This is a genomic window from Alkaliphilus flagellatus (genome assembly GCF_018919215.1).
In the GTDB taxonomy this organism is placed as follows: Bacteria; Bacillota; Clostridia; order Peptostreptococcales; family Natronincolaceae; genus Alkaliphilus_B; species Alkaliphilus_B flagellatus.
Genome location: NZ_JAHLQK010000008.1, coordinates 20591 through 34725 on the forward strand (window position 1 = coordinate 20591; position 14135 = coordinate 34725).

A 14135-nucleotide genomic window follows, 5' to 3' on the forward strand; every position below is an offset into this window, starting at 1 on the left:
TACATCCTCCTTCCTCTTGCCAGATTATTTACCTTGCTTTATACTTTCGTTAATTGTTATTAGGCCTTTCTTTGGACCTGGCACCGCACCTTTTACAATTAACAGATTTCTTTCAACATCCACTTTAACAACTTCAAGATTTTGAATTGTTACATTTTCACTACCCATATGCCCTGGAAGGTTTTTACCTTTAAATACTCTTGCTGGGTATGATGCTGCTCCCATTGATCCTGGTCCTCTATGATATCTAGAACCATGACTCATAGGTCCTCTACTTTGGTTATGTCTCTTAATAGTACCTTGGAATCCTTTACCTTTAGATACTCCAGAAACATCAACCTTATCTCCTGCCTTAAAAAGATCCGCTTTTAACTCTTGACCAGCAGTAAATCCTTCAGTACTTTCTACTCTAAATTCTTGTAGAGTTCTCTTTGGACCTACCCCTGCTTTATCAAGATGACCTTTTTGTGGTTTGTTAATATTTTTTTCTCTAACATCCCCATGTCCAACTTGAAGAGCATTGTAGCCGTCTTTTTCAATAGTTTTTACTTGTGTTACAACGTTTGATTCAATTTCAATTACTGTTACTGGAATAACAAGACCGATTTCATCAAACATTTGTGTCATCCCAATTTTTCTTCCTATTAAACCTTTCATATCTACACCTCCTATTAATCTTACAGAGGATTAGCTCTTGCTAATCATTCTAAGATAGGATGAATATCCATCTCTTTATCTTAGCTCTATTGAGTTTATAACTTAATTTCAATGTCAACTCCTGCTGGTAAATCTAATCTCATTAATGAATCAACAGTTTTTGGAGTTGGGTTTAAGATATCAATTAATCTCTTATGTGTTCTCATTTCAAACTGTTCTCTAGAATCTTTGTACTTGTGAACAGCTCTTAGAATAGTGATAACTTGTTTTTCAGTTGGTAATGGTACTGGACCGGATACCTCTGCTCCACTTCTTTTAGCTGTTTCAACAATTTTTTCAGCAGATTGATCTAATGCTTTGTGATCATATGCTTTTAATCTGATTCTGATTTTCTGATTGCCTTTAGCCATTTAATTTCCCTCCTTCTCATCGCACGTGATTTCCTTTACGTACGACTCAGGCCATGATACACTGTCCCGGGTGTGTTGATATGTTTTTAAAAAACAGGACAATTAGGCCTTGTCGCCCGATTCTTTGATCAAGACATGCTCAGTGAAAATTTCCCCTTTGGGCAACCTTTCACATCATCGCCTCTTAACACACTAATATATTTTATAATATACTGTTGTAAATTTCAAGTCTTTTTTCAACTCTTTTTTCATTTTTATAATTATTTTTATTTCACATAATGCAAATTTAGAAGAAGAGCTAACCCTTCTTCTAAATTTGTATATATTATTAGTTATTTAATTATTCTATAATAGAAGCAACTACTCCAGATCCAACTGTTCTTCCACCTTCACGAATAGCAAATCTTAGTCCTTCTTCAATAGCGATTGGGTGAATTAATTCGATTTCCATTGTAACGTTATCTCCTGGCATTACCATTTCCATTCCTTCTGGTAATTTTGTTGATCCTGTTACGTCTGTTGTTCTAAAGTAGAATTGTGGTCTGTATCCATCAAAGAATGGTGTATGTCTTCCACCTTCTTCTTTCTTTAATACGTATACTTCTGCTTTGAACTTTGTATGTGGCTTAATTGTTCCTGGTTTACATAATACTTGTCCTCTTTGAATCTCTGTTCTTTGGATTCCTCTTAATAGTAATCCTACGTTATCTCCAGCTTGTGCTTGGTCTAATAACTTTCTGAACATCTCTACTCCTGTTACTACTACTTTTCTTGATTCTTCTGCAATTCCTACAAGTTCTACTTCGTCTTGTACTTTTATTACTCCTCTTTCTACTCTTCCTGTTGCTACTGTTCCTCTACCTGTAATTGAGAATACGTCCTCTACTGGCATTAGGAATGTTTTGTCTGTTGCTCTTACTGGTTCTGGAACGTATGTGTCGATTTGCTCGAATAATTCTACGATCTTATCTCCCCATGGTCCTTCTGGATTGTTTAATGCTTGTAATGCTGATCCTCTGATGATTGGTGTATCATCTCCTGGAAATTCGTATTCGTTAAGTAAGTCTCTTACTTCCATTTCTACTAGTTCTAATAACTCTTCGTCATCTACCATATCACATTTGTTTAAGAATACTACGATGTATGGTACCCCTACCTGTCTTGATAATAGAATGTGCTCTCTTGTTTGTGGCATTGGACCATCTGCTGCTGAACATACTAAGATTGCTCCATCCATTTGCGCTGCTCCTGTAATCATGTTCTTTACATAGTCAGCGTGACCTGGACAGTCTACGTGTGCGTAGTGTCTGTTTGGTGTTTCGTACTCTACGTGTGATGTAGAAATTGTGATTCCTCTTTCTCTTTCTTCTGGTGCCTTGTCAATTTTATCAAACGCTACAGCTGCACCTGTTCCGTATCTTACATTTAATGTATTTGTGATCGCTGCTGTTAATGTTGTTTTACCATGGTCAACGTGTCCAATTGTTCCAATATTAACATGTGGTTTACTTCTATCAAATTTTGCCTTTGCCATTCTTATTTTCCTCCTTAATATACAATTTAAATTTATTATATATGTTAGAATAGCAGAACAAAATATCTTATCTGCTATTCTATTATTAAAAACTTTATATTACTTACCAGCAGTAATTTTTTCAGCAATGCTTGCCGGTACTGCTTCGTAATGATCAAAGTGCATTGAGTATACTGCACGTCCTTGTGTCTTAGAACGAAGATCAGTTGCATAACCAAACATTTCAGATAATGGTACATATGATTTTATAACCTGCATACCATTTGTTCTCGCTTCCATACCTTCAATCTTACCACGTCTTGAGTTAAGGTCACCAATAACATCCCCCATATAATCTTCAGGTGTAGTAACTTCAACCTTCACATATGGTTCTAATAATACTGGTTTCGCTTTTTTCATACCGTCTTTAAATGCCATAGAACCAGCAATCTTAAATGCCATTTCTGAAGAGTCGACTTCGTGGTAAGAACCATCATAAAGTTCAACCTTAACGTCAACAACTTCATAGCCTCCAAGAATACCACTTTCCATAGCTCCTTGGATACCTGCATCAACAGCTGGGATATATTCTCTTGGAATAGCTCCACCAACAACACTGTTAACAAATTCGTATCCTTTGCCTGGTTCTTGAGGTGTTAAACGGATCTTAGCATGACCGTATTGTCCACGACCACCAGACTGACGAGAGTACTTAGCTTCTACCTCTACTGCTTGAGTAATTGTTTCTTTATATGCAACCTGTGGCTTACCAACGTTTGCTTCAACCTTAAACTCTCTTAGAAGTCTATCTACAATAATCTCTAAGTGAAGTTCACCCATACCTGCAATAATTGTTTGGCCTGTTTCTTCATCTGTATAAGTTTTAAATGTTGGGTCCTCTTCTGCAAGCTTTTGAAGTGCAACACCCATCTTTTCTTGACCAGCTTTTGTTTTTGGTTCAACCGCAACATGGATAACTGGCTCTGGGAAAACCATAGACTCTAGTATAACAGCACTGTTAGGATCACATAATGTATCTCCTGTAGTTGTATCTTTAAGGCCTACAGCTGCTGCAATATCTCCAGCATAAACAGTTGATATTTCTTCTCTTGTATTGGCGTGCATTTGAAGAATACGTCCTATTCTCTCTTTTTTACCCTTTGTTGAATTTAAAACATAGGAACCAGATTCAATTGTTCCAGAGTAAACTCTGAAGAAAGCTAGTTTTCCTACATAAGGGTCAGCCATAATTTTGAACGCTAAAGCAGAGAATGGTTCATTATCGTCTGAATGTCTTTCAACTTCTTCTTCTGTATCTCCACAAATACCTTTAATTGCTGGAATATCTAATGGTGATGGCATATATGCCACTACAGCATCAAGAAGTAATTGTACTCCTTTATTTTTATAGGATGATCCACAGAAAACCGGAGTAAATTGAACGTTAATTGTACCTCTTCTTAGTCCATTAACGATTTCTTCTTCAGTTAGCTCTTCACCTTCTAAATATTTCATCATCAATTCTTCATCAGTTTCAGATACTGCCTCAACCAATTTTTCTCTATATTCAGCAGCTAATTCCTTCATATCTTCAGGAATTTCTACGATTTCCATTTGTTGTCCTAAATCATCTAAATACATTACTGCATGCATTTTAACTAAGTCAACAATTCCTTTAAAAGTATCTTCCTTACCTATTGGTAATTGAGCAGGAACTGCATTAGTACCTAATCTATCCTTCATCATGCCTACAGCTTGGAAGAAGTCAGCACCTAAAATATCCATTTTATTAATAAATGCGATTCTTGGTACTCTATATTTATCCGCTTGTCTCCAAACAGTTTCAGATTGAGGTTCTACTCCACCTTTAGCACAAAATACTGCTACAGAACCATCAAGTACTCTTAGTGAACGTTCTACTTCTACAGTAAAGTCCACGTGACCTGGTGTGTCAATAACATTTATTTTATGATCTTTCCAGTGACATGTTGTAGCCGCTGAAGTAATAGTGATACCTCTTTCTTTTTCTTGTTCCATCCAGTCCATTTGCGCTCCACCCTCATGAGTTTCAGCAACTTTACGGATTTTACCTGCATAGAACAAAATTCTTTCAGTAGTTGTTGTTTTTCCGGCGTCAATATGCGCCATTATGCCAATATTTCTTGTATTCTCAAGTGAAGTTTGCCTTGGCACAGTAATCCTCCTCTCATGCAAATCTGTAGCTTGTGACCCTTCTACAGATAGCATATGCAAAATGCCTTTATAAGCATTTTTTTACCATCTGTAGTGTGCAAAGGCCTTGTTAGCTTCTGCCATTTTGTGTGTATCTTCTTTCTTTTTAACAGTTGCACCAGTACTATTAGATGCATCTATAATTTCCTTAGCTAGTCTTTCAACCATACCTTTTTCGCCTCTAGCTCTAGTATAGTTTACTAACCATCTAAGTCCTAATGTTTGTCTTCTCTCAGGTCTTACTTCTATTGGTACTTGATAGTTGGATCCTCCAACACGTCTAGCCTTAACTTCTAGTACAGGCATAATGTTGTTCATAGCCTTTTCAAATACTTCCAGTGCATCTTCACCTGTTCTTTCGTGTACTAGCTCTAGAGCATCATAAACGATTTTTTGTGCAATACCCTTTTTACCATCTAGCATAATAGCATTGATTAATTTTGATATTACCTTGCTACCGTATAATGGATCAGGTAATACTTCTCTTTTAGGTACATTTCCTTTTCTTGGCACTTTTCTTCCCTCCTCAATAATAAATAGAGTTGTTCATCGGTACTCGACAATTAACTATTGCCGTAGTGCGCTGTTTTTATATTGTATCACTTATTTATAAACTAAATAGGTGAAGTCTATATTAATAACCGCTCCGATATCAATTACTTCTTAGCTGCTTTAGGTCTCTTAGCACCATATTTAGATCTTGATTGCATTCTATTAGCAACTCCTGCTGTATCTAATGCACCTCTAACAATATGGTATCTAACCCCTGGTAAGTCTTTTACTCTTCCACCTCTAATTAGAACAACACTGTGTTCTTGTAGGTTATGACCAATACCTGGGATATAAGCTGTTACTTCAATACCATTTGTTAATCTAACCCTAGCTACCTTTCTTAGGGCTGAGTTAGGTTTTTTAGGAGTAACAGTTTTAACAGCAGTACAAACTCCTCTTTTTTGTGGTGAACTTAAGTCAGTTGTTCTTTTTCTTAAGGAGTTCATTCCTTTTTGTAACGCTGGGGCTGTTGATTTGTACTCTTCTTGCTTTCTTCCCTTACGTACTAACTGGCTAATTGTTGGCATCTATTGCACCTCCTTCCAATAGTAAAGGTTTAAATAAAATAAAAGATTTATCTGATAGACATGCTACAGATAAACTGTCTTTACCTAAGTTGTATTGTGTAATCAGTTACTTTAAAATTGCAGCAACAGCTGCACCTACATCAATACCGCAGGCTTTTCCTAGCTTTTTCATGGAATCAACATGAACCACTTCGACATTTTTTTCCTTCGCAATCTGCTTCATATGTTGTAGTAAATGATTATCTGCATCCTCTGCAACAAATAAAATTTTTACTTTGTCTTGGTTTAATGCTTTAGTGGATTGTTTAATCCCAACAATCTTGTTTTGGACTTCTAAATTTTCTAACATGAAAAGTTTCCTCCCTTTTTAAATACCTGGGAGATGATATCATCTCCCAGACCATAAAAAAGTCAACTTTTAATTAACACACTTTAATATTTTAACACTTGTTAAAATATGTGTCAACTATTTATTTCTAAACTATAAGCATTCATTTATTGTATCATCACTAATTTCATTGATTACTTCAACTTCTGTTTTCTCGGTATTTAGGGCAATATTTTTATATCGCTTCATTCCAGTTCCTGCTGGAATAAGTTTACCAATAATTACATTTTCCTTAAGACCAATTAGGTGATCTTCTTTCCCTTTAATTGCAGCTTCCGTTAATACTCTAGTAGTTTCTTGGAAAGAAGCAGCAGATAGGAATGATTCTGTGGCAAGAGATGCTTTTGTAATTCCTAATAATACTGGTTTACCCTCAGCTGGCTCTCCACCTTCGGTAACTACTTTAGCATTTTCCTCTTCAAATGCAAATATTGTCTCTAAACTTCCTGGCAATAGATTTGAATCCCCTGCCTCTTCAATTTTTACCTTATTTAACATTTGACGTACAATTACTTCGATATGTTTATCATTAATATCAACACCCTGTAGACGATATACTCTTTGCACTTCTTTAATAATATAGTTTTGTACACCAGCCACGCCCTTAATTCTTAAAATATCATGTGGATTGACTGAACCATCTGTAATTTCATCTCCAGGCTCTAAAACTGCTCCATCTCTTACATTTAGTCTTGATCCATAAGGAATAGTGTAGTTTATGCTTTCCCCGTGTTCATCAGTAATTACAACTTCACGTTTTTTCTTAGTTTCAACAATCTTAACAGTTCCTCCGGTTTCACTGATAATTGCAAGTCCTTTTGGCTTTCTAGCTTCAAAAAGTTCTTCAACCCTTGGAAGACCTTGGGTAATATCTGCACCTGCAACCCCACCGGTATGGAATGTACGCATTGTAAGCTGAGTACCAGGTTCACCGATGGACTGTGCAGCAATAATACCTACTGCCTCACCCACCTTAACAGGCTCTCCAGTTGCCAAGTTTCTACCATAACAATTTGCACAAACTCCGTGTCTTGTATTACATTTTAAAGTTGATCGAATCTTAACAGCTTCAATACCAAGAGAGCATATTTCCTCTGCTTCATCCTCTAGTATCATTTCATTCTTTGGAACAATAACCTCTCCTGTTTGAGGATTAATTATGTCTTCTAGTGCATATCTTCCTACTATACGATCGTATAGTTCTTCAATTACTTCATTTCCATCTTTAAAAGCCTTAACTAAGCTTCCATCTTCAGTACCACAGTCTATTTCTCTTATTATAACGTCCTGACTAACATCAACTAAACGTCTTGTTAAGTACCCAGAGTCGGCAGTACGTAATGCAGTATCCGCTAAACCCTTTCTAGCACCGTGGGTAGAAATGAAGTACTCAAGTACTGTAAGTCCTTCACGGAAGTTAGCTTTAATTGGAATTTCTACAGTTTTACCAGTGGCGTTGGCCATTAGACCACGCATACCACCAAGCTGACGAATTTGGTTTTTACTACCCCTAGCACCAGAGTGTGCCATAATAAACATATTATTCATAGAGCCCAAGTTCGCCATCAAGGCTTCTGTCACCTTTTCAGTAGTTTCACTCCAAGTTTCAATAACCTTTTCATATCTCTCTTCGTCAGAAATCAATCCTCTTCTGAATGCCTTCTCATACTTATCGACCTTTTCTTCTGCCAAAGATATAAGTTCTGTCTTCTCTTTTGGAACTTCCATATCTCCTACTGCTATTGTAATAGCTCCTCGGGTAGAAAATTTGAATCCTATTCGCTTAATATAGTCAAGCATAACAGAAGTGATTGTATTTCCATGTTTCCTAAAGCACTTGTCTATAACTTTTCCTAATGCCTTTTTATCACATAGGAAATCAACTTCTAGTGCATATGGATCCTTCTTACGATCAACAAAACCTAAGTTTTGAGGAATTTCTTCATTAAATATGAATCTTCCAACAGTGCTTTCAACTAATTTACCTGGGTCATCCTTGTGAAGTTTCATTCTTACCTTTACTTTAGCATGTAAGCTAACAACATCATTTGCATAGGCCATTAGCATTTCTTCAAAGTCTTTAAACACCATTCCTTCACCTTTGGCACCCTCTCGCTCTATAGTTAAATAGTAGCTTCCGAGTATCATATCCTGAGTTGGTGTTGTAATCGGTTGACCATCCTTAGGTGCTAAAATATTATTAGGCGCAAGCATTAAGAATCTAGCTTCTGCCTGAGCTTCTACAGACAAAGGTACGTGAACTGCCATCTGGTCACCATCGAAGTCTGCATTATATGCAGTACATACTAATGGATGAAGTTTAATAGCCTTTCCTTCTACTAGTACTGGTTCAAAAGCTTGGATACCAAGTCTGTGCAGCGTAGGGGCACGGTTAAGAAGCACTGGATGTTCCCTAATTACTTCTTCGAGTACATCCCAAACTTCTGGCTTAACCTTCTCTACCATCCTTTTTGCACTTTTTATATTGTGAGCGTGGTTTTCTTCAACTAGCTTTTTCATAACAAATGGTTTAAATAACTCTAGTGCCATTTTTTTAGGTAATCCACATTGATAAAACTTAAGTTCAGGACCAACAACAATAACAGAACGGCCAGAGTAATCTACACGTTTACCTAATAAATTTTGACGGAAACGACCTTGTTTTCCTTTCAACATATCGGAGAGTGATTTCAATGGTCTATTTCCAGGACCTGTAACAGGTTTACCTCTTCTACCATTGTCTATAAGTGCATCCACTGCTTCTTGAAGCATTCTTTTTTCATTTCGCACAATAATATCTGGTGCTCCTAAATCTAATAATCTTTTTAGTCGATTATTACGGTTAATTACTCTTCTATATAAGTCATTTAAGTCAGAAGTAGCAAAACGTCCACCGTCTAATTGAACCATTGGTCTTAAATCTGGTGGTATAACCGGGACTACATCTAATATCATCCATTCTGGTAAATTTCCTGAATGTTTAAATGCATCAACTACTTCTAATCTTCTAATAGTACGTACTCTTTTTTGTCCGGTACTTTCCTTTAACTTGTGTCTTAAATCTTTATATAGTCCCTCAAGGTCTATATTCTCTAGCAGTTTCTTAACTGCCTCTGCTCCCATTCCAGCTTTGAAGCTGTTACTGCCATATTTTTCAATGGCTTCGCTGTATTCCTTCTCTGTTAAAACCTGTTTTTCCGTCAAGGCAGTTTCACCTGGATCGATTACAATATAGGCTGCAAAGTACAATACCTTTTCTAAAGATCTAGGTGACATATCTAAAAGCAATCCCATTCTACTTGGTATTCCTTTGAAATACCAAATATGGGAGACAGGGGCAGCAAGCTCTATATGCCCCATTCTCTCTCTTCTTACTTTAGATTTTGTTACTTCAACGCCACAACGATCACATACAACCCCTTTGTATCTAACCCTTTTATATTTTCCGCAATGACATTCCCAGTCCTTAGTAGGTCCAAATATTTTTTCGCAAAACAGACCTTCTTTTTCTGGCTTCAATGTTCTATAATTAATAGTTTCAGGTTTTTTTACTTCTCCCTTAGACCACTGTCTAATCTTTTCTGGAGAAGCCAAAGCTATTCTAATTGATTCAAAATTATTTAATTCGTACAAGGAGTTTCTCTCCCTTCTATATAGTCTACTAAGCTTCCTTATTAACTTAACCGACTATTTAAAAGTCATCATAGGAATTAAAATCGCATCCGACTATTTAAAAGTCATCATAGGAATTAAAATCATCATCTAGGTACTTTGCATCAAACTCTATATCTTGATCTGGGCTTTCAAAATCTTCTTCTGTCATATAGTCGATGTCAGAGTCTTGTTCCTCTTCATTTGTGTCTGGCTGCTCAGCAACTTCTTCTGCCTCATAGCCAAAATCTGCATATTCCATATTAAGCTCACTACTATCATCTTCTACAGATTCCTTAATCTCAATTTCAGAATCTTCTTCTGTTAATACCTTTACATCTAAGCATAAACTTTGTAATTCCTTAATTAATACTTTAAAGGACTCTGGCACTCCTGGTTCAGGTATATTTTCACCTTTAACAATGCATTCATAGGTTTTAACACGACCTATTACGTCGTCAGATTTTACAGTCAAGATTTCTTGAAGTGTGTGGGCAGCACCATAAGCTTCAAGTGCCCATACCTCCATCTCACCAAATCTTTGACCACCAAATTGAGCTTTACCACCTAATGGTTGTTGTGTAACCAATGAGTACGGACCTGTACTTCTAGCATGAATCTTATCATCAACAAGGTGATGTAACTTAAGCATATACATATATCCTACGGTTACATCATTATCGAAGGACTCACCTGTTCTTCCATCGTATAATTTTACCTTTCCACTTCTTGAATAACCTGCTATTTCTAATGCATCCATAATATCATGCTCGTTAGCACCGTCAAATACTGGTGTAGCAACTTGCCAACCTAAGGTTTTAGCAGCTAACCCTAAATGCACTTCAAGTACCTGACCAATATTCATACGAGATGGTACGCCTAATGGGTTAAGAACTATTTCTAGTGGAGTACCATCAGCTAAGAATGGCATATCCTCTGCTGGAAGTACCCTAGAGATAACCCCCTTATTACCATGGCGACCAGCCATTTTGTCCCCAACATTGATTTTTCTCTTTTTAGCAATATATGCCCTTACAAGCTCATTTACTCCTGGAGGTAATTCATCTCCATTTTCACGAGAGAATACTTTAATATCTACGATGATACCAGATTCACCGTGTGGTACTTTTAAAGAAGTATCTCTTACTTCTCTTGCCTTTTCTCCAAAGATTGCTCTTAGAAGTCTTTCCTCAGCCGTAAGTTCGGTCTCTCCTTTTGGCGTAACCTTACCAACCAAAATATCTCCAGACTGAACTTCAGCACCAATTCGGATTATTCCTCTTTCATCTAGATCCTTTAGGGCTTCTTCTCCAACATTCGGAATATCTCTTGTTATTTCCTCAGGACCTAATTTAGTATCTCTTGCCTCCGCCTCATATTCCTCAATATGTATAGAGGTTAAAGCATCTTCTTTTACTAACTTTTCATTAATTAATATAGCATCTTCGTAATTATAACCTTCCCAAGTCATAAATCCTATTAAACAGTTTCTGCCAAGGGCAATTTCTCCTTGATTTGTAGAAGGACCGTCTGCTATTACATCTCCAGCCTTAACCACTTCACCTTTATTTACAATAGGACGTTGATTGATGCAGGTTCCCTGATTAGACCGCTTAAATTTCAATAGTTTATAGCGCTCTTTCTGGCCATTATCATCTCTTTTAATTACAATTTCATTAGATGCTACCTTATCTACAATACCACTATGTCTAGCTACAACAACAACTCCTGAATCCTTTGCAGATTGATATTCCATTCCTGTACCGATAATTGGAGCATCGGTAATTAGAAGGGGTACTGCCTGACGTTGCATGTTTGATCCCATTAAGGCACGGTTAGCATCATCATTTTCAAGGAAAGGAATCATAGCGGTAGCAACGGACACTACTTGTTTAGGTGATACATCCATATAGTCTACCTCATTAGCTGGCATAACATCTATACCACCGAAATGGGTTCTACAAGTTACTCTCTTATTTACAAATCTACCCTCTTCATCTAAAGGTTCATTTGCTTGGGCTATAATTAGTAGATCTTCTTCATCAGCAGTTAAGTACTCAATGTCATTAGTTACAACATTTCTCTTTTTATCTAGTTTTCGATAAGGTGATTCAATAAATCCATATTCGTTGACTCTTGCATAGGTACTTAATGAGTTAATAAGTCCTATATTAGGTCCCTCTGGAGTTTCAATTGGACACATGCGTCCATAGTGGGAGTGATGAACGTCACGAACCTCAAATCCAGCTCTTTCCCTTGAAAGTCCTCCTGGTCCTAAAGCTGATAATCTTCGTTTATGGGTTAATTCCGCTAAAGGATTAGTTTGATCCATAAACTGTGATAATTGTGAACTTCCAAAAAACTCCTTAATTGATGCCGCTACTGGCCTAATATTAATCAGAGCCTGCGGTGTTGCGAGATCAACATCTTGTATAGTCATACGCTCTTTTACAACTCTTTCCATACGAGAAAGTCCAATCCTAAATTGGTTTTGTAAAAGTTCTCCAACAGAACGTAATCTTCTGTTTCCTAAATGGTCAATGTCATCCACATTACCAGTTTCATGAGCTAAGTTAAACTCATAACTTATAGAAGCTACAATATCTGCAACAATAATATGTCTTGGAGAAAGTTCTCTCATTCTCTCTTTAATAGCCTCTTTAATTTCATTCTCTGTATTAAAGGTATCAAGAATTTCCTTAAGAACTGGATAATAAACCTTACCAGTAATTTTTAATTCGTCTATATTAAATGGAACATGTTTCTTGATATTAACGAAATGATTTCCTAAAACCTTTATTTGTTTATTATCTTCTACATAGACTAGCACCTCATTTATACCAGAATCTTGTATAAATATAGACATATCACGATCTATCTTAGTACCTTCTTCTACTAATATCTCTCCAGTATTTGGATCTACTATATTACTAGCTGCACGTTTGCCCAGAATTCTATTAGCCAATGATAGCTTTTTATTAAACTTATATCTACCTACTTTAGCTAAGTCATATCGTTTAGGATCAAAAAATAAAGTATTTAATAAAGACTTAGCATTTTCAACTGTAGGTGGTTCGCCTGGACGTAATTTCTTATATATTTCTAATAATGCTTCATCTGTAGTTTTAGTACTATCCTTTTCAAGTGTAGTTAATAAACGTTCATCTTCACCTAACAATTCCTTTATTTGAGTATCCGATCCATAACCTAATGCTCTAAGTAGTACTGTAACAGGTTGTTTACGAGTACGATCAATTCTTACAGATACTATTTCATTAGAATCTGTTTCATATTCAAGCCATGCTCCTCTATTAGGAATAACGGTAGCAGAGAAAAGTTGTTTTCCGGTTTTATCAAACTCTCTACTATAATACACTCCTGGAGAACGTACTAGCTGACTAACAATTACCCTTTCTGCTCCATTAATAATAAAGGTTCCAGTATCAGTCATTAAAGGAAAATCTCCCATAAAGACCTCTTGCTCCTTAACTTCTCCAGTTGCCTTATTGATTAGCCTAACCTTTACTTTTAATGGTGCCGCGTATGTAACGTCTCGTTCCTTTGAATCTTCGATATCGTACTTTGGTTTTTCATCAAGTGAATAGTCAACAAACTCTAAGATAAGATTACCTGTATAGTCTTCAATTGGTGAAACATCATTGAAAACCTCTTTTAATCCTTCATCTAGAAACCATTGATAGGATTCTTTCTGCAGTTCGATAAGATTAGGCATTTCTAAAACCTCATCAATTTGTGCATAGCTCATTCTAGTTTTCTTACCGAGCTGGACAGGATGTGGCATCATACAATTCACCCCTTGTAATATAAAATTCCGCTATTGCTTTCGCAACGCTCAATGTCGCACTTAATTCTCTAAATTTCGTTAAAAACTTCAAAAGCTCAAAATATTTCTAACCTCCTGCTTCTTTTAAAAGCACTCAACTATTAGAAAATTTGCATCAATGTAGTTCTATCCTTAAAATATCCAAATGCTTTTATACTTTATGGTTTTTTTTCCATATATAACTATTCCTATACTATTGCCTTTTAGCTTTTTTTTATACTAGTGCCAATAAAAAAACTCTAAATTAAAGACTAGTATGCAATTTATAATTCTACCATAGGGTTGTCAAGTTGTCAATATTTTATTTCTATGGGTTTAAATACTTTTTAATATTTGTTTAACATAACACTAGCGTTTTTTT

Annotated in this window: 9 protein-coding genes; all 9 read right to left on the bottom strand. The window is 36.2% G+C overall.

All coding sequences use genetic code 11. The annotated features are described in order from the left end of the window. Positions 1-24 precede the first annotated feature (24 nt). The 9 genes from rplC to rpoB all read right to left on the bottom strand — a co-directional run bounded on the left by rplC (position 25) and on the right by rpoB (position 13732). Entirely contained in the window at positions 25-657 is a 633-nt protein-coding gene (gene rplC / locus KQI88_RS17075) for a 50S ribosomal protein L3 (protein ID WP_216419454.1), read from the bottom strand. 95 nt (positions 658-752) lie between these two features. Next, positions 753-1067 carry a 30S ribosomal protein S10 gene (gene rpsJ / locus KQI88_RS17080; protein WP_212381936.1) on the bottom strand — a complete coding sequence of 105 codons (315 nt, stop codon included), beginning with the start codon at positions 1065-1067 and terminating at the stop codon, positions 753-755. A 340-nt stretch (positions 1068-1407) separates the two neighbouring features. Next, positions 1408-2601 (bottom strand): elongation factor Tu, encoded by a 1194-nt coding sequence (tuf, locus tag KQI88_RS17085; RefSeq protein WP_216419456.1) that lies wholly within the window; start codon positions 2599-2601, stop codon positions 1408-1410. Between the two features lie 99 nt (positions 2602-2700). Next, complete coding sequence (gene fusA / locus KQI88_RS17090; protein WP_216419458.1) at positions 2701-4773, bottom strand: elongation factor G; 2073 nt, start codon at positions 4771-4773, stop codon at positions 2701-2703. A gap of 81 nt (positions 4774-4854) precedes the next feature. Beyond that, positions 4855-5325, bottom strand: coding sequence for a 30S ribosomal protein S7 (gene rpsG, locus KQI88_RS17095; protein ID WP_212381932.1), 471 nt, complete (start codon positions 5323-5325; stop codon positions 4855-4857). 143 nt (positions 5326-5468) lie between these two features. After that, a complete protein-coding gene (rpsL, locus tag KQI88_RS17100; protein ID WP_216419460.1) occupies positions 5469-5891 on the bottom strand; it encodes a 30S ribosomal protein S12 in 423 nt (140 codons plus the stop codon). Between the two features lie 106 nt (positions 5892-5997). Then, complete coding sequence (locus KQI88_RS17105) at positions 5998-6240, bottom strand: ribosomal L7Ae/L30e/S12e/Gadd45 family protein (protein ID WP_216419462.1); 243 nt, start codon at positions 6238-6240, stop codon at positions 5998-6000. Positions 6241-6372: 132 nt separating this feature from the next. Continuing rightward, positions 6373-9912 carry a DNA-directed RNA polymerase subunit beta' gene (gene rpoC, locus KQI88_RS17110; RefSeq protein WP_216419465.1) on the bottom strand — a complete coding sequence of 1180 codons (3540 nt, stop codon included), beginning with the start codon at positions 9910-9912 and terminating at the stop codon, positions 6373-6375. Between the two features lie 97 nt (positions 9913-10009). Continuing rightward, entirely contained in the window at positions 10010-13732 is a 3723-nt protein-coding gene (rpoB, locus tag KQI88_RS17115; protein WP_216419522.1) for a DNA-directed RNA polymerase subunit beta, read from the bottom strand. Between the last annotated feature and the right edge of the window lie 403 nt (positions 13733-14135).

What these genes read in the sequence shown, in the direction of transcription:
- rpsL (WP_216419460.1), bottom strand. Translation starts at nt 5,891, where the DNA reads ATGCCAACAATTAGCCAGTTAGTACGTAAGGGAAGAAAGCAAGAAGAG.
- KQI88_RS17105 (WP_216419462.1), bottom strand. Translation starts at nt 6,240, where the DNA reads ATGTTAGAAAATTTAGAAGTCCAAAACAAGATTGTTGGGATTAAACAA.
- tuf (WP_216419456.1), bottom strand. Translation starts at nt 2,601, where the DNA reads ATGGCAAAGGCAAAATTTGATAGAAGTAAACCACATGTTAATATTGGA.
- rpoB (WP_216419522.1), bottom strand. Translation starts at nt 13,732, where the DNA reads ATGCCACATCCTGTCCAGCTCGGTAAGAAAACTAGAATGAGCTATGCA.
- rpsJ (WP_212381936.1), bottom strand. Translation starts at nt 1,067, where the DNA reads ATGGCTAAAGGCAATCAGAAAATCAGAATCAGATTAAAAGCATATGAT.
- rplC (WP_216419454.1), bottom strand. Translation starts at nt 657, where the DNA reads ATGAAAGGTTTAATAGGAAGAAAAATTGGGATGACACAAATGTTTGAT.